The sequence below is a fragment of the Pseudomonas marginalis genome (genome assembly GCF_024169655.1).
Lineage (GTDB): Bacteria > Pseudomonadota > Gammaproteobacteria > Pseudomonadales > Pseudomonadaceae > Aquipseudomonas > Aquipseudomonas paraveronii.
The window spans coordinates 1566599-1585661 of record NZ_JALJWV010000001.1 but is presented as its reverse complement, the minus strand read 5'-3'; the positions used below and the strand labels follow the sequence as shown (position 1 = coordinate 1585661).

At 62.9% G+C, this 19063-nt stretch carries 21 protein-coding genes; 9 read left to right on the top strand and 12 right to left on the bottom strand.

Translation table 11 applies throughout. The features are described 5' to 3' along the window. Positions 1-16 precede the first annotated feature (16 nt). Positions 17-2071 carry a S9 family peptidase gene (locus J2Y83_RS07110; protein WP_253394093.1) on the top strand — a complete coding sequence of 685 codons (2055 nt, stop codon included), beginning with the start codon at positions 17-19 and terminating at the stop codon, positions 2069-2071. A 48-nt stretch (positions 2072-2119) separates the two neighbouring features. On the opposite strand, the gene J2Y83_RS07105 is transcribed toward J2Y83_RS07110, so the two are convergent. Further along, positions 2120-2398 carry a hypothetical protein gene (locus J2Y83_RS07105; protein ID WP_253394091.1) on the bottom strand — a complete coding sequence of 93 codons (279 nt, stop codon included), beginning with the start codon at positions 2396-2398 and terminating at the stop codon, positions 2120-2122. A 78-nt stretch (positions 2399-2476) separates the two neighbouring features. On the opposite strand from J2Y83_RS07105, the gene J2Y83_RS07100 reads away from it, so the two are divergent. From J2Y83_RS07100 to J2Y83_RS07085, 4 genes are all read left to right on the top strand, one after another. After that, on the top strand, positions 2477-3163 hold the full coding sequence (locus J2Y83_RS07100) for a spermidine synthase (RefSeq protein ID WP_247406490.1): 687 nt from the start codon (positions 2477-2479) through the stop codon (positions 3161-3163). A gap of 60 nt (positions 3164-3223) precedes the next feature. Continuing rightward, entirely contained in the window at positions 3224-3598 is a 375-nt protein-coding gene (locus J2Y83_RS07095; RefSeq protein ID WP_003210675.1) for a YajD family HNH nuclease, read from the top strand. A gap of 172 nt (positions 3599-3770) precedes the next feature. Then, positions 3771-4238 carry an RNA methyltransferase gene (locus J2Y83_RS07090; protein ID WP_247406491.1) on the top strand — a complete coding sequence of 156 codons (468 nt, stop codon included), beginning with the start codon at positions 3771-3773 and terminating at the stop codon, positions 4236-4238. Between the two features lie 68 nt (positions 4239-4306). Beyond that, positions 4307-4657: a YgaP family membrane protein gene (locus J2Y83_RS07085; protein WP_253394089.1), complete on the top strand. Its 351-nt coding sequence runs from the start codon at positions 4307-4309 to the stop codon at positions 4655-4657. A gap of 69 nt (positions 4658-4726) precedes the next feature. Here J2Y83_RS07085 and J2Y83_RS07080 read toward each other — a convergent pair whose 3' ends face one another. Together J2Y83_RS07080 and J2Y83_RS07075 are read right to left on the bottom strand one after the other, a co-directional pair. Continuing rightward, positions 4727-5947: a hypothetical protein gene (locus J2Y83_RS07080; RefSeq protein WP_253394088.1), complete on the bottom strand. Its 1221-nt coding sequence runs from the start codon at positions 5945-5947 to the stop codon at positions 4727-4729. Between the two features lie 13 nt (positions 5948-5960). Next, entirely contained in the window at positions 5961-6410 is a 450-nt protein-coding gene (locus J2Y83_RS07075) for a YcgN family cysteine cluster protein (RefSeq protein ID WP_110624195.1), read from the bottom strand. A gap of 153 nt (positions 6411-6563) precedes the next feature. Here J2Y83_RS07075 and J2Y83_RS07070 point away from each other — a divergent pair, with 153 nt between their 5' ends. Beyond that, on the top strand, positions 6564-7157 hold the full coding sequence (locus J2Y83_RS07070; RefSeq protein ID WP_253394087.1) for a nitroreductase family protein: 594 nt from the start codon (positions 6564-6566) through the stop codon (positions 7155-7157). A gap of 51 nt (positions 7158-7208) precedes the next feature. Here J2Y83_RS07070 and J2Y83_RS07065 read toward each other — a convergent pair whose 3' ends face one another. The 5 genes from J2Y83_RS07065 to J2Y83_RS07045 form a co-directional block, all read right to left on the bottom strand. Then, positions 7209-8141, bottom strand: coding sequence for a D-2-hydroxyacid dehydrogenase (locus tag J2Y83_RS07065; protein ID WP_253394086.1), 933 nt, complete (start codon positions 8139-8141; stop codon positions 7209-7211). A 107-nt stretch (positions 8142-8248) separates the two neighbouring features. Then, positions 8249-8542 carry a YcgL domain-containing protein gene (locus J2Y83_RS07060; protein ID WP_017848744.1) on the bottom strand — a complete coding sequence of 98 codons (294 nt, stop codon included), beginning with the start codon at positions 8540-8542 and terminating at the stop codon, positions 8249-8251. Then, positions 8539-9672: a ribonuclease D gene (gene rnd / locus J2Y83_RS07055; protein WP_253394085.1), complete on the bottom strand. Its 1134-nt coding sequence runs from the start codon at positions 9670-9672 to the stop codon at positions 8539-8541. Before rnd ends, J2Y83_RS07060 begins: the two co-directional genes overlap by 4 nt. A 122-nt stretch (positions 9673-9794) precedes the next feature. Next, complete coding sequence (locus J2Y83_RS07050) at positions 9795-10394, bottom strand: class I SAM-dependent methyltransferase (protein WP_253394084.1); 600 nt, start codon at positions 10392-10394, stop codon at positions 9795-9797. A 101-nt stretch (positions 10395-10495) separates the two neighbouring features. Beyond that, a complete protein-coding gene (locus J2Y83_RS07045) occupies positions 10496-11866 on the bottom strand; it encodes a glutamine synthetase family protein (RefSeq protein ID WP_253394082.1) in 1371 nt (456 codons plus the stop codon). 409 nt (positions 11867-12275) lie between these two features. Between J2Y83_RS07045 and J2Y83_RS07040 the strand changes: the two genes are divergently transcribed. Together J2Y83_RS07040 and J2Y83_RS07035 are read left to right on the top strand one after the other, a co-directional pair. Further along, the gene (locus J2Y83_RS07040; protein WP_253394080.1) at positions 12276-13049 is read left to right on the top strand and encodes a transporter substrate-binding domain-containing protein; all 774 of its coding nucleotides are present in this window, start codon (positions 12276-12278) and stop codon (positions 13047-13049) included. A 51-nt stretch (positions 13050-13100) separates the two neighbouring features. After that, positions 13101-13940 (top strand): cache domain-containing protein, encoded by an 840-nt coding sequence (locus tag J2Y83_RS07035; protein ID WP_253394078.1) that lies wholly within the window; start codon positions 13101-13103, stop codon positions 13938-13940. Positions 13941-13949: 9 nt separating this feature from the next. Here the strand turns inward: J2Y83_RS07035 and J2Y83_RS07030 are convergent, their stop codons facing one another. Together J2Y83_RS07030 and pobA are read right to left on the bottom strand one after the other, a co-directional pair. Next, a complete protein-coding gene (locus tag J2Y83_RS07030) occupies positions 13950-15467 on the bottom strand; it encodes an MDR family MFS transporter (RefSeq protein WP_253394076.1) in 1518 nt (505 codons plus the stop codon). 65 nt (positions 15468-15532) lie between these two features. Continuing rightward, complete coding sequence (gene pobA, locus J2Y83_RS07025) at positions 15533-16717, bottom strand: 4-hydroxybenzoate 3-monooxygenase (protein ID WP_253400353.1); 1185 nt, start codon at positions 16715-16717, stop codon at positions 15533-15535. Between the two features lie 189 nt (positions 16718-16906). On the opposite strand from pobA, the gene J2Y83_RS07020 reads away from it, so the two are divergent. After that, a complete protein-coding gene (locus J2Y83_RS07020) occupies positions 16907-17794 on the top strand; it encodes a helix-turn-helix domain-containing protein (protein ID WP_253394074.1) in 888 nt (295 codons plus the stop codon). Positions 17795-17819: 25 nt separating this feature from the next. Here J2Y83_RS07020 and J2Y83_RS07015 read toward each other — a convergent pair whose 3' ends face one another. Both J2Y83_RS07015 and J2Y83_RS07010 read right to left on the bottom strand, forming a co-directional pair. Continuing rightward, on the bottom strand, positions 17820-18002 hold the full coding sequence (locus J2Y83_RS07015; protein WP_253394072.1) for a hypothetical protein: 183 nt from the start codon (positions 18000-18002) through the stop codon (positions 17820-17822). 99 nt (positions 18003-18101) lie between these two features. Then, positions 18102-19007, bottom strand: coding sequence for a LysR family transcriptional regulator (locus tag J2Y83_RS07010; RefSeq protein ID WP_253394070.1), 906 nt, complete (start codon positions 19005-19007; stop codon positions 18102-18104). Positions 19008-19063: the final 56 nt, after the last annotated feature.

Genomic DNA, 19063 nt, shown 5'->3' with positions numbered 1-19063 from the left:
AGACAGAGAGTGATCCATGCCGCCATCGACCCCCATCACTGCCGCCCCGATTGCCCGCAAGGCCGCAGGCCAGGACCCTTACGCCTGGCTGCAAGCGCGTGACAGCGCTGAAGTCATGGATTACCTCAAGGCCGAAAACGCCTGGGAGCAAGCCCAACTCGCCGAGCAACAGGCGCTGCGCGAAACCCTGTTCGAAGAGATCAAGGGCCGCATCCTCGAAACCGACCTGTCGCTGCCCTCCCCCTGGGGCCCGTACCTGTATTACACGCGCACCACCGCTGGCGACGAATACGCCCGCCACTATCGCTGCCGCCGCCCGGCCGACGACAGCAACCAAGTGGACGACAGCAGCGAAGAGCTGTTGCTCGACCCCAATGCGTTGGCCAACGGCGGCTTTTTCTCCCTCGGTGCGTTCAGCATCAGCCCCGACCACCAGCGCCTGGCCTACAGCCTCGACACCAGTGGCGAAGAGATCTACACCCTGTACGTGAAGGAATTGGCCACCGACAAAGTCAGCGAACTGGCGTTCGACAACTGCGACGGCAGCATGACCTGGGCCAATGACAGCCTGACGCTATTCTTCGGCGAGCTGGACGACACCCATCGCCCGCACAAACTCTACCGCTATCGCCTGGACGGCACCGCCGCGCAGGAAGTGTTCCACGAGACCGACGGGCGTTTCTTCCTGCACTGCTACCGTTCCAGCTCCGAGCGCCAGTTGCTGGTGGCCCTGGGCAGCAAGACCACCAGCGAAATCTGGGCGCTGGACGCCGACCAGCCGCACCTGGACTTCACCTGCCTGGCGCCACGGGTCGAAGACCACGAGTATGACGTCGACCATGGCCAACTCGACGGTGCGTGGACATGGTTTATCCGCAGCAACCGCGACGGCATCAACTACGCCCTGTTCGTCGCCGCCGACACCGGCCGCGTGCCAACCCAAGCCGACTGGCAAAACCTGATCCCCCACAGCGATGAGGTAATGCTCGACGGCGTGAGCCTGAACGCCAGCGCCATGACCTTGAGCCTGCGCATTGGCGGACTGCCGGTCATCGAAGTGCATCCCCAGGGTCTGCCGACCTACCGCGTGGAATTGCCTGACGCCGCCTACAGCCTCTACGTACAAAACAGCCTGGAATTCCCCAGCGACAAAATCCGCCTGCGCTATGAAGCGCTGAACCGCCCGGCCCAGGTGCGCCAACTGGAACTGGCCAGCGGCGCGCAACAGGTGCTCAAGGAAACCCCGGTACTCGGCGTGTTCAACGCCGACGATTACGTCAGCCAGCGTTTGTGGGCGACCTCCGCCGATGGCACCCAGGTGCCGATCAGCCTGGTGGTCAAGCGCGACCAGCTCGGCAAGCCGACGCCGCTGTACCTCTATGGCTACGGCGCCTACGGCCAGAGCCTTGATCCGTGGTTCTCCCACGCACGCTTGAGCCTGCTGGACCGTGGCGTCGCGTTTGCCATTGCGCATGTGCGCGGCGGCGGCGAACTGGGTGAAGCCTGGTACCGCAATGGCAAGCAGGAACACAAACAGAACACGTTCAGCGACTTCATTGCCTGTGCCGAACACCTGATTGCACAGGGTTTGACCAGCGCCAAACAGCTGGTCATCAGCGGCGGCAGCGCCGGCGGCCTGTTGATCGGCGCGGTGCTCAACCAGCGCCCGGAGCTGTTCCAGGCGGCGATTGCCGAAGTGCCGTTTGTCGACGTGCTCAACACCATGCTCGACCCGGACCTGCCGCTGACCGTCACCGAGTACGACGAGTGGGGCAACCCGCAAGAGCCCGAGGTCTACGCACGCATCAAGGCGTATGCGCCGTATGAAAACGTCCGCGCCCAGGCCTACCCGGCCCTGCTGGTGATCGCCGGCTACAACGACAGCCGCGTGCAGTACTGGGAAGCGGCCAAGTGGGTGGCCAAGCTGCGCGACACCAAGACGGACGACAACCTGCTGCTGCTCAAGACCGAACTGGGGGCCGGCCACGGCGGCATGAGCGGGCGTTACCAGGGATTACGTGACGTAGCACTCGAATATGCATTTGTGTTCAAGGCGCTGGGGCTGGTTTAGCAACTTTAATACGGTGGTCCCGCCTGAACACTGGAGCGCCCTACAGCGTTAACCGCCGGGCGTCTTTGGCTTGCTGTCGTTTGGCGGTAAACCGGGGACCGTCTGGTCCTTCGGTGGCGCAGGTAACACGATGGGCACCAACGGCGGCGAGCCGTTCGTCTTGGGCACGGCCGGCGGGGTGACTTGCGGATACAGCGTCGGGGTGGGCGTGCCCGGCGCGCCAGGGGTTGGCGCCGGCGCGACCGGTACGGTTTGCAACTCCTGAGCCTGCGCCACACCCAATGCGAGCGCGCCCAACACAATGACCGTTAGAATGCTGCACTTCATCGATGGCTCCATGGCCTGACCGGAATGTCGTAAGGCTACTCCCAACCGCGCAAGAATGCCCTTCCCAATGAGATCTCCATGAAACGTTTCGTTCTGCTGGATACCACTCCGATCCCCGACAACGGCGGTGCTTTGTGCCTGTTCGAATACGGCGAGGATTTTGTCATCAAGATCCAGGGCGGCGACGGCGGCCAGTTGATGAACACGCGTATGCATGGCTCCGAAGACGCGCTGGCGGAAATTCCTTGTCGCAAAGTCGCCGGCCGCCCCGGTTCGCGGGTATTGATCGGCGGGCTGGGCATGGGCTTTACCCTCGCGTCGGCCCTCAAGCACTTGGGCAAGACCGCCGAAGTGGTGGTGGCGGAGCTGGTGCCCGGCGTCGTGGAATGGAACCGTGGCCCTTTGGGCGAAAAAGCCGGGCGCCCATTGCTTGACCCGCGCACCGTGATCCGCATGGAAGACGTGGCCAAGGTGCTGCAAGCCGAGCCCCACGGCTTTGATGCGATCATGCTCGACGTAGACAACGGCCCCGAAGGCCTCACGCAAAAAGCCAACAGTTGGCTCTACTCCGCCGGTGGCCTGGCCGCCTGCGCCAAGGCCTTGCGCCCCAAGGGCGTGCTTGCGGTATGGTCGGCCAGCGCCGACAAGCTGTTCAGCGACAAGCTGCGCAAGGCCGGCTTCAAGGCCGAAGAAGTGCAGGTGTTCGCCCATGGCAACAAGGGCACGCGGCACACCATCTGGATTGCGGAAAAGCTCAAGGGCTAATTGCGCCGCGATTGGCTAGAATCAACCTTATCCGTGACCCACCCAAAGACAGGAGCCATGATGAGCTCGACCAACCCGCCCTCCCACACCGCCAAGCTCGACCGCATCCTCGCCGATGCCCAGCGCGACCGGGAAATGGGCTACCGCGACAAAGCCCTGAAAATGTACCCCCACGTGTGCGGCCGCTGCGCCCGTGAATTCGCCGGCAAGCGCCTGAGCGAACTGACCGTGCACCACCGCAACCACAACCATGACGACAACCCCCAGGACGGCTCCAACTGGGAGTTGCTGTGCCTCTACTGCCACGACAACGAGCACTCGCGCTACACCGACCAGCAGTACTTCGGCGAAGGCTCCACCAGCAGCCCGACGATCGCCAAGGCCACGCACAACCCGTTTGCGGCGTTGGCAGGGTTGATGAAGAAGGACGACTGAAGCTCGTCGCTGCCTGTCCCGGCCGTCTTCGCGAGCAAGCCCACTCCCACCTTTGGAATGCATTCCCCCGGTGGGAGTGGGCTTGCCCGCGATGGCGGCCTCACAAGCAACACATATCTTGATACCGACCACACCCGTATAATCGCCGCTTTTCTCCAAGGCACCCTTCCCCGTGGGCAATAAACGCTACAGCTGCATCGGTCTGTATAACCCCAAATCCCCCGAAAACGTCGGTTCGGTGATGCGCGCCGCCGGCTGCTACGGCGTGGCCTCGGTGTTCTACACCGGCAAGCGCTACGAGCGCGCCCGGGATTTCATCACCGACACCAAGAAGGTCCACCACGACATTCCGCTGATCGGCATCGATGACCTGAAAAAAATCCTGCCGCTGGGCTGCATCCCGGTCGCCGTCGAACTGGTGGAAGGCGCCCGCCCGCTGCCTGAATACACCCACCCCGACCGCGCGCTGTACATCTTCGGCCCCGAAGATGGCTCCCTCGACAAAGAGATCCGCGACTGGTGTGAAGACGTGGTGTACATCCCGACCACCGGCTGCATGAACCTCGCCGCCACCGTCAACGTGGTGCTCTACGACCGCATGGCCAAGGGCAATAACACCCGCTCTGGCCCCAAGTACTGATTTTTCGGGAACATCCGGCGCCTGCACACAGTCAGTTGCGTATCACTAGCCCTTGTTGGAGACCGATCATGAGCGACAGCAAAACCCTGCGACCTGTCATTGAATCCACCCCACGCCAGGCCCGCCCCACGCAAAACGTACACGGCTGGGAGCGCATCGGCTCGGTGGCCGGCGGTGTGATCATGGTCGGCAAAGGCCTGCGCCGTGGCGGGATTTTCGGGCTGCTCCAAGTGGCGATTGGCGGCGTGGCGCTGACGCGTGGGGTGACCGGGCACAGTTCGCTCAAGGACAAGCTGGAACAGGGTCGCCAGGAAATGAACAGCCTGCGCACGAAAATCGAGCGAGCCGGTGAAGAGTTGAAAAAACTGAAGACCAAGGCGCAAGTGGCCGCCGAAAAGGCCGCAAAAACCACCGGCTGAGCCAAGTCTTCTGCCTGTTGGCGATCCAAATGTGGGAGGGGGCTTGCCCCCTCCCACCTTTATTCAGGGTCAGCGCAATAGCTTGGAGTCCAGCACCACCGACGACTCACCGATAATGCTCTGGGCCAGTCGCACAAACTCTGGGGTGCTGACGCTGTTCGCCCGCATCACCGCTTGCGCGAGATCGTCCAGGGAGCGCTTATTGTGGGTTTTCACGCGGATCTCGCGATCCAGCTCCTGCATCACCACCACCGCCCGCGCCACGGTTGCGCCGCTGACGTGCTCGCCGCGCAAGGTGGTGACATCCTTGCCTTCGCGGGTCAGCCGCGCCTGTATCGCCGCATAGCGCTCGTCGGTGATCCCGCCGCCACGGCGCAGCAGTTCGATCGCGTAATACTCCGCCAGGCCTTCGCTGATCCAGTCGCTGGTGTCATGGTCGTTGAAGCGAGCGATGGCTTGCACCACTTCGCGGATCAGCGGGCTGCTGCCGTTTTCACTGACCAGCGGCGTGCGGCTGTTGAGGTAGATCGAGTCGCGTGACGAAAACGCGCCACGGCGCATCGGGTCGCTGGCGCCGACGATCAATAACTTGGCGGGGTGGCGCGGGAACGCGGCTTCCACCTGCGGCCAGACGAAGGTCAGCAACGTCAGCACATCCATACGACGCATGGCCTGGCCCTTGGGCGAGGCCACGGTGACGTCGGTTTCCCCCAGGCGCACCCGGCGGCTGCCGAGGTTACCGGCGAGCATCCAACCGGTGGGCCGATCGAACAGGCGCGAGACGTTGTCGATCCGGAAGGCGTGCTTGCCGATACGCGGCCAGGCGGTTTCGACGCTTTTCCAGCCGGTTGGCAGCTCGAACACCAGGCGCGAGACCAGCTCGACGCCGTCCTGCTGGTCGAGGCGCGCGGCTGGCACCAGGTCTTCCCCGCGAAACAGCGCCCAGCTCGGCGTCATCCGCGCTTCATAGGCACCCGGCTTGCGCGCATGGCTGAGGCGTACACGGTAGGTCAGGCTGGCCTTGTCGGCGCTGGGTTGCCAAAGGCCGCGATGGCCACTGACTTTCCATTGGCCGTCGGCCTGGAAATCGCTGTAGTCACCGTCGCGGCCCAAATCGAAATCCAGGCTGCGCACCGCCGAGCCCTGGGACAGGCTCACGCGCACCAGCGCCTGATCGCTCTGGGGCAGCAGTTTGACGTGATAGTCCAGGTCGACTTTCTTCGCGCACCACGCCGGCGTGCTCAGCGCCAGCAACACCAGGCTCGCCGCCAGTTGGGTCAGCCCCCTCATGCTCACTCCTTGTTCAGCCCGCGCGGAAGATCAGGTAATCCTCCCAGTCGTCTTCGGGCACGCTGCCTTCGGCGAGCATGCGTCCGGACTGGGAAATGCGTTCGTGATGCACGGCGTCACGGTCGCCGCAGACCAGGTGATGCCACAGCGGCAAGTCCTTGCGCTCGCTGACCAGGCGGTAACCGCAGGTGGGCGGCAGCCACTTGAACTGGTCGGCCTGGCCCGGGGTGAGCTGGATGCAGTCGGGCACCGACGCGCGGCGATTGGGGTAATCGGTGCACTGGCAGGTTTTCAGGTCGAGCAGTTTGCAGGCGATGCGCGTGTAATAGACGCTGTTGTCGTCTTCATCCTCGAGCTTTTGCAGGCAGCACAGGCCACAGCCGTCGCACAACGACTCCCACTCCTCCTGATCGAGGTGTTCAAGGGTTTTGCGTATCCAGAAAGGTTCGACTTTGGCGGCCATGGCTCTACATCAGTATCGGTAGGTGAAAAGGCCGTCAGTCTAGTGCCCAAGACCACTGCGGCCAAGCGCTTACGACTGGCGGTGTTACAAGACTTGTCAGTCTAGCGGGGGCGCAGTAGCTTTGGGCGCCGAATTGACAATCAGGAACTGCCCATGAGCACCAACCCCCGCGCTGCCGATTACCCGATCAACCCCCAGTTCACTGACCGCTGGTCGCCCCGCGCCTTCACCGGCGAGAGCATCCCGCAGGAAACCCTGCTGAGCTTTTTCGAAGCCGCACGCTGGGCGCCATCGGCCTATAACTCGCAGCCCTGGCGTTTCCTCTACGCGCGCCGGGACACGCCGGACTGGGAGCGTTTCCTGGGCCTGTTGAACGAATTCAACCGCAACTGGGCGCAGCATGCGTCGGCCCTGGTGATCATCGCCTCGAAAACCGACTTCATCGCCCCCGGCGCCAGCGAAGAAACCCCAGCCCTGTGGCACACCTTCGACACCGGTTCGGCCTGGGGCTACCTCGCGCTACAGGCCAGCCTCAGCGGCTGGTACACCCATGGCATGGCCGGCTTCGATCAGGAACTGACGCGCAAGGAGCTGAAGGTTCCACAGGGTTATGCGCTGCATGCGGCGGTCGCGATCGGCAAGCTGGGCGACAAGTCGACCTTGCCGGAGTACCTGCAAGGCCGTGAGACGCCAAGCCCGCGTAAGCCGTTGAGCGAGCTGGTGTCGCAAGGCGATTTCAGTCTCTAGGACTGACGTGGGAGCTGGCTTGCCAGCCCCCACCTGCGGTTCGGCGCGGTGTCAGTAGCCGCGCTCGAAATCCACTTCACCGCGCAAGGCTTGCTGGGCCTGGTACGCGCGCACGTTCTCCAGAAACAGTTGCACCATCATCGGCGGCGAGGTCGGTGCCGAGCTGTGCCCGGTCAGCAGCAAGCCCCAGGCGGTCCAGAACGGGTGGCGTTGCGGCAACGGTTCCTGGCGACACACGTCGATCACCGCACCGGCCAGATGCCCTTCTTTCAAGGCTTCGACCAGATCGGCATCGACCACCGCGACGCCACGGCCGACGTTGATGAACAACCCGCTCGGCTTGAACTGCTTGAACAACGCCGCGTCGTACAGGTCGTGGGTGTTCGGCGTGTTCGGCAGCAGGTTGATCACGTAGTCCGCTTCGCCCACCAGCCGACCCAGTTGATCGATCCCGGCCACTTCGATAAACGGTGCCTGCTCGCGTGCCTGGCTGGCGATGCCATATAGCTTGACGCCAAACGGCACGAGAAACTGCGCCACGCGTTGGCCGATATCACCGCAGCCGACGATCAACACGGTGCGCCCGGCGAGGCTCTGGCCCATGCGGCTGTCCCACTTGCGCTCGACCTGGCTGACCAGGCGCGCCAACACTTCGCGTTCATGGCCCAGCATGTAGGTGAGGATAAATTCCGCCATGACCTGGCCAAAAATCCCCACCGCACGGGTCAGCCGATAGTCGCGGGGCAAGCCTTCGGCCAGCAGCGGCGTGACGCCGGCCCAGGTCGATTGCAGCCATTGTGGGTGGTGCCCCTGGCGCAACAGGGTGGCCAGCAGGTCCGGCTGGCCAAGCCACACCGGGCAATCGGCGGCCAGGCGCGACAGTTCGGCCGAGTCGCCGCTGGTCAACACCTCAAGGTCCGGTGCCGCTTCGCTCAACAACCGAGCGTAGAGCGGGTGATCCTGTTCAGCAATCAGAACACGCATGGTTCAAACCTTTCAAAAACAATGCAGACGGCCGCCCGCATCCTTACGGCCACCGTCCATTAATACGATTCCATGGAAAAATGCGCCCAGGACAGGGCACTGAGCGATCACATCGGGTCGTTGCGGCGCAGCAGCTCTTCGGGCAAGTGTTCGATGTACTCATCTTCGGCCGGTGGCATTTGCAGGTGGTAGCCCTGCTTTTCGAGGTTTTCCAGGACCACCGCAATGTCCTCGCGCGACAGCTTGCGCTCAGGCGTCAACACCATATCGAACGCGTGATGGGCTTTGCCGAAGGCTTCCATCAAGGGTTCCGGCACGCGCTCCAGGGCATCGCTTTTCAGCACGTAGAGGTACATTTCGTTGCGTTTCAAGCTGCGATAGATGGAGCAAATACGTTTCAAGGCTGTTCTCCGGCAGTGGCCAGGCTGTCGAGCAGCGCCTGGCCCATCAACTCGCGGCGCCAGCCACGCAGCGAGTCTGGCAGTTTATAAGGCCCATCGGGGTAGCCACTTTTGACCAGGGCTTCGAGGGTTTTCTTGCGCAGCATCAGTTCCGGCGCCATGTCCAGGCGTTCGGCTTGCGCCTGGCCCAAGGCGCGCAGTTGCTTGATCAGCGCAGCGGCATCCACCGGCAGCGGTTCAGCCACGGCGGGCGGCCATTGGTCCATGGACACGCTGCCGGCGCGCTTGATCAGGTCCAGCAGAAACTGGCCATCCTGACGCACGGTGCGCGGGTGCATGTCTTCGATTTTGCCCAGGGCGGCGAGGTTATCCGGCTGGGATTTGGCCAGGGGCCACAGCGAGTGTTCACGAATGATGCGGTTACGCGGCAGGTCGCGGGCACGCGCTTGCTGCTCGCGCCAGGCGCACAGTTCACGCAGCACGGCGAGTTGGGCACGGGACAGTTTCCACGCCAGCTTGGCCTCGCGGTACACCTCGTAAGGGTCGACTTCGCGGCGCAGGTTGGCCACCAGTTCGGCACCGTCGTCCAGGACCCAGGCGTATTTGTCGTCCGACAGCCGCGGGCGCAGGCGAATGTAGACCTCGGCCAGGTGGACCGCGTCTTCGGCGGCGTAGCTCACCTGGGTCTCGGACAATGGGCGCTGCAGCCAGTCGGAGCGGGTTTCGCCCTTGGGCAAGTCGATATCGAGCACGGCTTGCACCAGGCGCGAATAGCCCATGGAGAACCCAAGGTTCAGGTAAGCCGCAGCCAGTTGGGTGTCGAACAACGGCACTGGTAGGCTGCCGGTCAGGCGCAGCAACACTTCCAGGTCTTCACTGCAGGCGTGGACCACTTTGATCACGGCCGGGTTTTCCAGCAAAGCGGCCAACGGTTGCCAGTTGTCGATGGTCAGGGGGTCGATCAGGTAAGCGCGAACGCCATCACCGATCTGGATCAGCCCGGCAATGGGATAAAAGGTGTCGACCCGCATGAATTCGGTGTCGAGGGCGACGAATGGCAACTGCTGCCATTCGGCGCAATGCTGGCCGAGGCTATCGTTGTCGCAGATCCAGTGAATATCGATGGCCACACGGCTCTCCCTTGAAGAATGGCGCGCAGTATATATCGCGGAAGGGACTTGCGAGCATCCGCAGTGCACACGCAATCATGAAAACTCCGACAGCGCGTGAAGAATAGTCCGACCGATGGGAGTTATCCCGTCTTACGCAGAACGTAGACACGCCACACACTGGAGCCGGGGATGAACTCCTGGTAATTCAGGACCTCGAAGCCCGCCTGGCGGAACTCGTCCTCCACCGGCGTATGAGACGCGACCGACACAATCACCGTGTCGCGGCTGACCCGATGAAACTCCTGCAGCAGCGCCTGGCGCGCTTCGCTGCTGGGTACATGGCGAAACAATTCCAGACAGAAAATGCAATCCACCGCATTCGCCGACAGGCCGATGGAAAACGCCGAACCTTGAAAGGTCTTGACCCGTTTGAGCAGCGACGTCGGGTGGTGGGTGCGGGCGTGGTCGAGCATGTCCTGGGAGTTATCCGAGGCGAGGATCACCCGGTTGACGTGCTCGGCCAACACCGGCCAGAAGCGCCCCGAGCCGCAGGCCAGGTCGAGGACCAAACCGGGCTCGCCGGCAACCTTGAGGGCATTGCGCACCAGCCGCCCGTCGCGCCACGCCGCCAGACGCCGACGCAACCCGGGCGGGTGCGTATCGCCGCAAATCCTGGCGTGCTCGCGGTCACAGCGCTCGGCGTATTCAATCTCGATGGAAGAAAGTGGTGGTGACGACATCACGGACTCATATGAGTGGAACGGTAGTGAACGACCTTGATTCGCAGCTTACCCACTGCAACGTGAAAAAAAGGTCGAAAACTCCACCCCTGCCATTCCACTCACGCCGAGTGCAGATACCAGCGCCAATCCTGCTCCCCCACCTCGCCCATGAACTGCCGATATTCAGCACGTTTCACCGCCAGATACACCCCGAGGAACTCACTGCCGAACGCCTCCCGTGCCCAGTTGGAATCTTCCAATGCGCGCAGGGTGGTGAGCCAGTCGGTGGGCAGTAACGCGTTGGCCTGGGCGTAGCCGTTGCCTTCCACCGGGGCGCCGGGGTCGCGTTGTTCGCGGATGCCGCGGTGGATACCGGCGAGGATAGCCGCTGCCGCCAGATAGGGGTTGGCGTCGGCGCCGCAGAGGCGGTGTTCGATATGCCGCGACTGCGCCGGACCACCCGGCACGCGCAGGCTGACGGTACGGTTATCGACGCCCCAGGTGGCGGCCAGCGGCGCGTAGCTGTTGGTCTGGAAGCGGCGATAGGAGTTGGCGTTGGGGCAGAACATCAGCAGCGAATCGAGCAAGGTGCTGAGCATGCCGCCCACCGCCTGGCGCAGCAGCGGCGTGCCGTCGGCGGCCTCGCTGGCGAACAGGTTATTGCCCTCGGCATCCGCGAGGCTGACGTGCATGTGCATGCCGGTGCCGGCCAGGTCGTCGAACGGCTTGGCCATGAAGCACGCCGTCATCCCGTGTTTGTGCGCCACGCCTTTGACCAGGCGCTTGTAGCGCACCGCTTCATCCATCGCTTGCAGCGCGTCGGCGCGGTGTTCCAGGGTGATTTCGACCTGGCCCGGGGCGTATTCGGAAATCGCCGTGCGGGCCGGAATGCCTTGCAGTTTGCAGGCGCTGTAAAGGTCGGCGAGAAACGGCTCGATCTGCTCCAGTTCGCGCAGGCCATAGACCTGGGTCGCACGCGGGCGGCCGCCGTCCATGTCGCGTGCCGGTTGCGGGCGGCCGTTGCTGTCGGGTTTCTGGTCGAGCAGGTAGAACTCCAGTTCCGCGGCCATCACCGGGTAGTAACCGTCGGCCTTGAGCCCGTCGATCACCCTGGCCAGCACATGCCGCGGGTCGGCCACGCTGGCGGGCAAGCCTTCGGTGGGGTGCATGCTGACTTGCACCGCTGCCGTCGGCATCAGCCGCCACGGCATGCGCTGCAAACTGCCGCTGATCGGGTAGGCGCGGCAGTCGATATCGCCCACCTCCCACACCAGCCCGGAGTTTTCCACGTCATCGCCGTGGATAGTCAGGCCAAGGATGGTGCTGGGCAGCGGGCGGCCACTTTCATACACCGCCAGCAGTTCGTCGCGATGCAGCAACTTGCCGCGCGGCACGCCATTGTTGTCGAGGATAAACAGCTCGAACATCTCGATGTCCGGGTTCTGCTCAAGGAAAGAGTGGGCTTCGTGCAGGCTGGCAAAAACACTCATGGCAATTCTCATACGTTTGCGTCAGGCAGGCACACAGGCGCCGCCGGGCGGATGCGCGCAGGTGCGCGTCATCCATCGGATAGATCAACGTAGGAGAGAGGTATCTGGTGGGCGCGCATGTCGACAGTGGAACAGGGCCCAGAAAGCCAGCGCAGAGGGTAACGCCTCGACATCCGCCACACCGCTCGGCGCAACGACGCCAGGCAGTGTCTCGGGGTAAGCGTCGGGGCAACCGTCCATGGGCGAATCACAGTGGTGGAGTTGCCCGGCAGCGTCACATGCTGGCTCAGGTGGGTCAATTCAGGGTTGCCGGAGTTTGGTTACACGTTGGCTAAACATTCGCCGTCCTTGCCACTCTGCCATCTTGCTGGAAATAATGGCCGCCCGATCATGCCAAGGACTCGACCGCATGAAAGCTCCCTTAGCCCTGTGTGTATTGGCGAGCCTGGCGACGCCCGCCCTGGCGGACACTGCCCCCTCGCGCCTGGACACCGTGCTCGACAGCGGCACGCTCACCGTCTGCACCACCGGCGACTACAAGCCTTACACCTCCCTGCGTGCCGATGGCCGCTACGAGGGCATCGATATCGCCATGGCCGAGTCCCTGGCCAAGAGCCTCAATGCAACGATCACCTGGGTGCCGACCACCTGGAAAACCCTGATGCCGGACTTCCTCGCGCAACGCTGCGACATCGCCGTGGGCGGTATTTCGGTGTCGTTGGAACGCCAGAAAAAAGCCTTCTTCAGCCAGTCCCTCGGGGTCGACGGCAAGATCCCGCTGGTGCGCTGCGCCGATGTGCAACGCTACCAGACCGTCGAGCAGATCAACCAGCCGCAGGTGCGGGTGATCGAGCCGGCGGGCGGCACCAATGAAGTGTTCGCCCGGGCGCACCTGGGCCAGGCGCAGATACGCCTGCACGACAACGTGAGCATCTTCGACGAACTGCTGGCGGGCAAGGCCGATGTAATGATCACCGACGCCAGCGAGGCGCGCTTCCAGCAGAAACTCAAGCCGGGGCTGTGCGCGGTCAACCCGCAGCGGCAGATGCAGTACAGCGAAAAAGCCTTCCTGCTGCCCCGCGACGATGTGGCCTGGAAAAGTTACGTCGACCAGTGGTTGCACCTGAACGTGGCCACCGGGGTGTACGACGGCATCGTCAATCAATGGCTGGCAGCGCCCTGAGCCGTAGCCGTCTACGCTGTGCTCACACCTAATAAGAACGAGGCACGGATAATGAAGGGACTGCTCCGATTCACCTGGCTGCTGCTGTTGGGTTTCAGCCAGGTACACGCCGCCACCTTGCCGGAGGAGGACGCCCAGGCGGCCAAGGCCCTGCTGGAGAAAGCCTTGGCCTACTACCAGAGCAATGGCGACAAGGCCTTCGCCGCCTTCAGCCGCCAGGGCGAGTTTGTCGACCATGACCGCTATGTGTTCGTGGTCGACACCCAGGGCGTGTTGCTGGCCAGCGGCGGGCCCTCCTCCGCGTTGATCGGCCGCGATGTGTCCGAAGTGCTGGGGCCGGATTTGCGCCAGTCGTTCAAGGACGCGCTCAAGGTGCCGGAAAGCCAGGGCATCCAGCAGGCCGACTACCGCTGGCAGAACTGGAACGACGGCAAGATCGAGCACAAGCATGTGTTTTATCAGCGCGTGGGCGAGCGCATCCTGGCGGTGGGCTATTACCTGCCACGGGCTACGCCGGAACAGGCGCGGGCGCTGCGGAACCAGGCCGTCAAGGCGCTGGTCAAGGATGAAGCGGGCACGCTGAAGGCGATCAACTCATTACAGGGCGGTTTCCTGCAGGACGATCTCTACGTGTTTGTGGTGGACCTCGATACCCAGCGCTATGTCGCCCATGGCACCAACCTGCGGCTGATCAACACTGACTTCAGCAAGGTCAAGGACCCGGACGGCAAGCCGGTGGGCGAACCGATCCTCAAGCTGATGGCGGAGCAAGACCAGGGTGAGTACAAGTACCGCTGGAAAAACCCGGTGACCGGCAAGGTCGAGCGCAAGCATGCATATGTGCGTAAAATCGGGCATTTCATGGTCGCGGTCGGGTACTACAGCCCCTGATCATGCCAGCTACTTGGCGTTGTCTTCCCGACCGCGCAGCACGCGATTAGGCATCGCAATCGCCGCTGCCAGCCCCAGCAATGACACCGCCGCACTCACCATCAGCAAATGCCGGAACGTCACCGCCAGTTCCCCGCGCAGGGCGTCCTGCGCCGGGCCTGGGGCCGCGTTCAGGCCGTCGAGCAGGACGTTGCCGGAGCCGCCCTCAGCCACCAGCGCACCGTTGGCCAAGTGGGCAAAGCTGGAGTCCTGCAACAGCGCCAACAACAACGCCGACATGCACGCCACCCCGACCGCCCCGCCCAGAGAGCGGAACAGGTTGGTGGTGCTGGTAGCGACGCCGATATCGTGCTGGTCCACCGAATTCTGTGTGCCCACCAGCGAGGTCGGGAACTGCATGCCAGCAGCGATGCCGCACAGCAACATGAACATTGCCGTCAGCCCCAACGCCTGCGGCGCACTGTAGGCCATGCCGAGAATCGCCAAGGGGCTCAACACGGCGCCGCTGAGGATCAGCGGTTTATAGCGCCCGGTCACCGAGGTCATGCGCCCGGCAAAGTAGGCGCCCATCGGCAAGCCCATCGCCAGTGGCAGCAGGTGCAGCGCGGCGCTGTCGGCGCCGGAACCGGTTACCGTCTGAAAGCGCAGGGGCATCAGCACCGTCAGGGAAATCGCCTGGAAACTGGTGAAAAACATCGTACACCAGCACAACACCGCGCTGCGGTTGGCGAACAGGTGCATCGGCAGCAACGGTTCCCGCGCACGCCGCTCATGCCAGACAAATATGCTCAGCGCCACCAGCGCGCAGGCCAGCAGCCCGAGCACCGAATCATCGCGCCAATAATGGCCCTGGCCGATCTCGGTGATGCCCAACAACAAGGCGCTCAAGCCGATGATCATCAGCACAGTACCGAGGTAATCGATGATCGGCTTGCGTTGTGGCAACGGCAGCCCGACCAGGGTGCGATGGGCCACGTACCAGGCACCGGCGCCCAAGGGCAGGTTGATCAAAAACACCCAGCGCCAGGACAGGTACTCGGTCATATAACCGCCCAGCACCGGCCCGGCCACGCTGGCCACCGCGTACATGCTGCTGAAATAGCCCTGGTAGCGGCCGCGCTCGCGGGGCGGGATGATGTCGCCGATGATCGCCTGGCTCACCGAAATCATCCCACCGGCGCCGATGCCCTGGAGCACCCGCGCCAGCACCAGTTGCTCCATGCTTTGCGCCATGCCACAGAACAGCGACGCCAGGGTGAACAGGCCCATGCCGATCAGCATCATCGGCCGCCGCCCGTACAGGTCGCCGAGCTTGCCGTAGATCGGCACCGCCACCGTCATCGCCACCATGTAGCCGGAGATCACCCAGGCCAGCAGGTTGACGTCGTGGAACTGCGCGGAAATGGCCGGCATGGACACCGCGACAATGGTCTGGTCCAAGGCACCGAGGAAGATCGCCATCATCAACGAGACGAGGATGCTGCGCACGGCGGGCACGGCTGGGGTGGGTTGATTGAGTTGAGTCACGGTAAACCTTCGAGCAAGGCCCGCAGGAAAAGGCGACCTGCGGGGATGCTCGATACGATAGCAGGCTATTCGATAGCTTCGTAAGGAAGCCCGACGTAATTTTCCGCGATGGTGGTGCGCCCGGCGTGGGAGTTGATGAAGTACGCCAGTTCGCTCTCGGCAATGCGCTGGCTGAACCCGTCCGCCTCGGGAAACTGATGCAGCATCGACGTCATCCACCAGGAAAACCGTTCGGCCTTCCACACCCGCCGCAGGCAGATTTCCGAATACTTCTCCAGCAACTCCACGCGCCCCTCGCGGTAGACCTTGAGCAAGATCCGAAACAGCGTGCTCACGTCGCTCGCCGCCAGGTTCAAGCCCTTGGCCCCGGTGGGTGGCACGATGTGCGCCGCATCCCCCAGCAGGAACAAACGCCCGTACTGCATCGGCTCGACCACGAAGCTGCGTAGCGGCGCGATGCTTTTTTCGATCGACGGCCCGGTCACCAACTGTTCGGCCAGGTGGCTCGGCAGGCGCACTTTCAGTTCATCCCAGAAACGCTGGTCCGACCACGCGTCGACCGACTCCTCAACGGGTACTTGCAGGTAGTAACGGCTGCGTGTCGGCGAACGCATGCTGCACAAGGCAAACCCACGCGCATGCTTGGCGTACACCAGTTCATCATGGACCGGCGGCGTGTCGGCCAGGATACCCAGCCAGCCGAAGGGATACACCCGTTCGAAGACCTTCAGCGATTCGGCCGGGATCGATTGACGGGCGACACCGTGAAAACCGTCGCAACCGGCCACGTAGTCACACTCCAGGCGAAAGGTTTCGCCTTCATGTTCGAACGTCAACCAGGGTTGATCAGTTTTGAGCCCATGGGGTTGCACCTCACGGGCGTTATACAAGGTGACGGCACCTGCGGCGGCGCGTGCGGCCATCAGGTCGCGGGTCACTTCGGTCTGGCCGTAGACCATCACCGATTGACCGCCAGTGAGCGCCTTGAGGTCGATGTGGGTCAATTGGCCATTGAGCGCCAGTTCGAAGCCATCGTGGACCAGGCCTTCCGCGTCCATACGCTGGCTGACGCCGGCCTCGCGCAGCAGGTCGACCATGCCTTGCTCCAACACGCCGGCACGGATGCGGCCCAGCACGTAATCGGCGCTTTGGCGCTCTAGAATCAGGGTTTGGATACCGGCCTGATGCAGCAGTTGGCCGAGCAGAAGTCCCGAGGGACCGGCGCCGATGATGGCGACTTGAGTTTTCAGCGTTTTCATTATTTTTATGGCCCGAAAAATTCACCCGAACGGATAAGGTGAAAGAGTTGTCATTGATCTTGTTGCTGACATTTTTCACTTGAGTGGCCGCTATAAGAAGGTGAAAACTGCGCCAAAGCCTGCGCTTTTTGCCAATCGGGGCGATTACCGAACCACTTGCCTGAGTATCGGATTGAAACTATGACTAAAACTGCCAGTTCCGCGATTCCGGTGTTCAAGCTGTATGGGGAAAACCAGCAATGGCCGACGCCGGATTTGTTGCACTGCGAAACGATTTCCCGACGCAGCCGGGACTACCAGTGGGAAATCCAGCCCCACCGGCACGCGGATCTGTGCCAGTTGCTGTACGTCCACACAGGCCAGGCGCAACTGGAAATCGAAGGCCAGCGCACCACCCTCAACGAAGCGACCTTGCAGGTGCTGCCGCCGCTATGTGTGCATGGGTTTCGGTTTGCTGAAGAGGTCGAAGGCTACGTGCTGACCCTGGCGGCACCGCTGGTCAGCCATCTGCAAGCGCAACTGGGCGCGACGGTAGACGGCCTGCAGGCGCTCGGCACTTACCCGGCAGGCAAGGACCGTGACTACCTGCACAGCCTGTTCTCCCGCCTGCAGGACGAATACGCCGATGAACAGCCGGCCCGGGACATGATGATGCACGCCCTGGTCAGCGTACTGCTGGTGTGGATCAGCCGCCAGGCGATCCAGCGCCGTCACCCACGGGCACCGCGCGGGCAAGAATATTTCCGGCGCTTTACCCAATTGGTCGAGCAGCAATATCGCGAACACCCGAAGATTGAAGACCTGGCCCACAAGCTGGGCATCTCGGTCTCACACCTGAACGGCACGTGTCGGGAATTGGGCGGGCAACCTGCGCTACAGATCATGCATGACCGCCAATTGCTGGAAGCCAAGCGCCTGCTGACCTACACCAGCATGACCATCAATGAAATGTCCGAGGTACTGGGCTTTTCCGACCCGACCAACTTCTCGCGGCTGTTCCGCCGACGGGTCGGGTTTTCGCCCAAGGCGTTTCGCGAGCACCTCAAGGCCGACACACCCCAGGGTTAAAGTGGGATCGTCCTCTGTAGGCCATTTAGCGCAACGCGCTGAAACTGCCGGTGTGCGGAATGCATTGGTTCTGGTCCTGATTGCAACTGATCGCAAAGCTCGGCTGCATCCGGGTCTGCTCCACGCGATAGGCGGCAGTGCCGTACAGCGCGCTGGCTAAGGCGCAGAGGGTGAAGATCATCAGGTACTTTCTGGTTTTGACGGTCATGGCACAGACCTCTGAAGGATCTACGTGACGCTGTTTAAAGCATAGGTCAGTCAGGGCGAGTTGCCATTATTGGACGCCATTCAACATCTGTATGTCGGGTCACAGGCCCCTATCCCACTCCGGCGTTTCCGGAAACCTCTGCACCAGGAAATCCAGCAGACTGCGCAGCGCCGACGGCATGTGTTTGCGCGACGCGTACACCGCGTAGATGTTCATCTGCCGCGGCTCGGCCGCGGGCAGCAGGCGCACCAGTTCGCCACGGCGGATGTGCTCCCCGGCCTGATAACTGGGCAACATCGCCACCCCGGCCCCGGCCAGCGTCAGGCGTAACAGCGTGCTGGCTTCGTTGGCGGTGATATTGCCGTGGATCGGCACCGAAACGTGCTCGCCGCCTTCCTCGAAATGCCACAGGCTTTTGCCGAAGTACGAGTGGGTCAGGCAGTTGTGCCGCGCCAGGTCTTCGACCTTGTGCGGCGCCGGATGCTCAAGCAGGTAGGCCGGGGTCGCGCACACCACCGAGCGACAGACGGTCAGGCGCCGTGCGATCAGGTTGGGGTCCAGGTCATTGCTGGTGCGGATCGCCAGATCGATGCGCTCATCCACCAGGTTGACCGTGCGATCGAGCATCTGCAGGTCGACCGTCACCAAGGGGTAGCGCTTGACGTACTCCGCGATGGCCTCGGCCAACTGCGCCAGGCCGAACGAGGTGCTGACACTCAGGCGCAACAGGCCACGGGGTGCGTCATCCGGCTCGCGGACGGCGGCCTGCATGTCACCGCACAATTCCAGCAATTGCCGGCAACGCGGCAGGGTTTCCCCGCCGGCGGCCGTCAGGCTCAGCTTGCGCGTGGTGCGATGCAGCAAGCGCGCACCGACCCAGTCTTCCAGCTCGGCCAGGTAGCGCGAGACCACCGGGCGCGACAGGTCCAGATGGTCGGCGGCGGCGGACTGGCTGCCCAAATCCACCACCGTCACAAACACGCGCATTGCTTGAAGACGATCCATGATCTGCCCGATTTTAGAAACAAACTATGTCCCAGCATCGCATTTTTTGTTGTGTT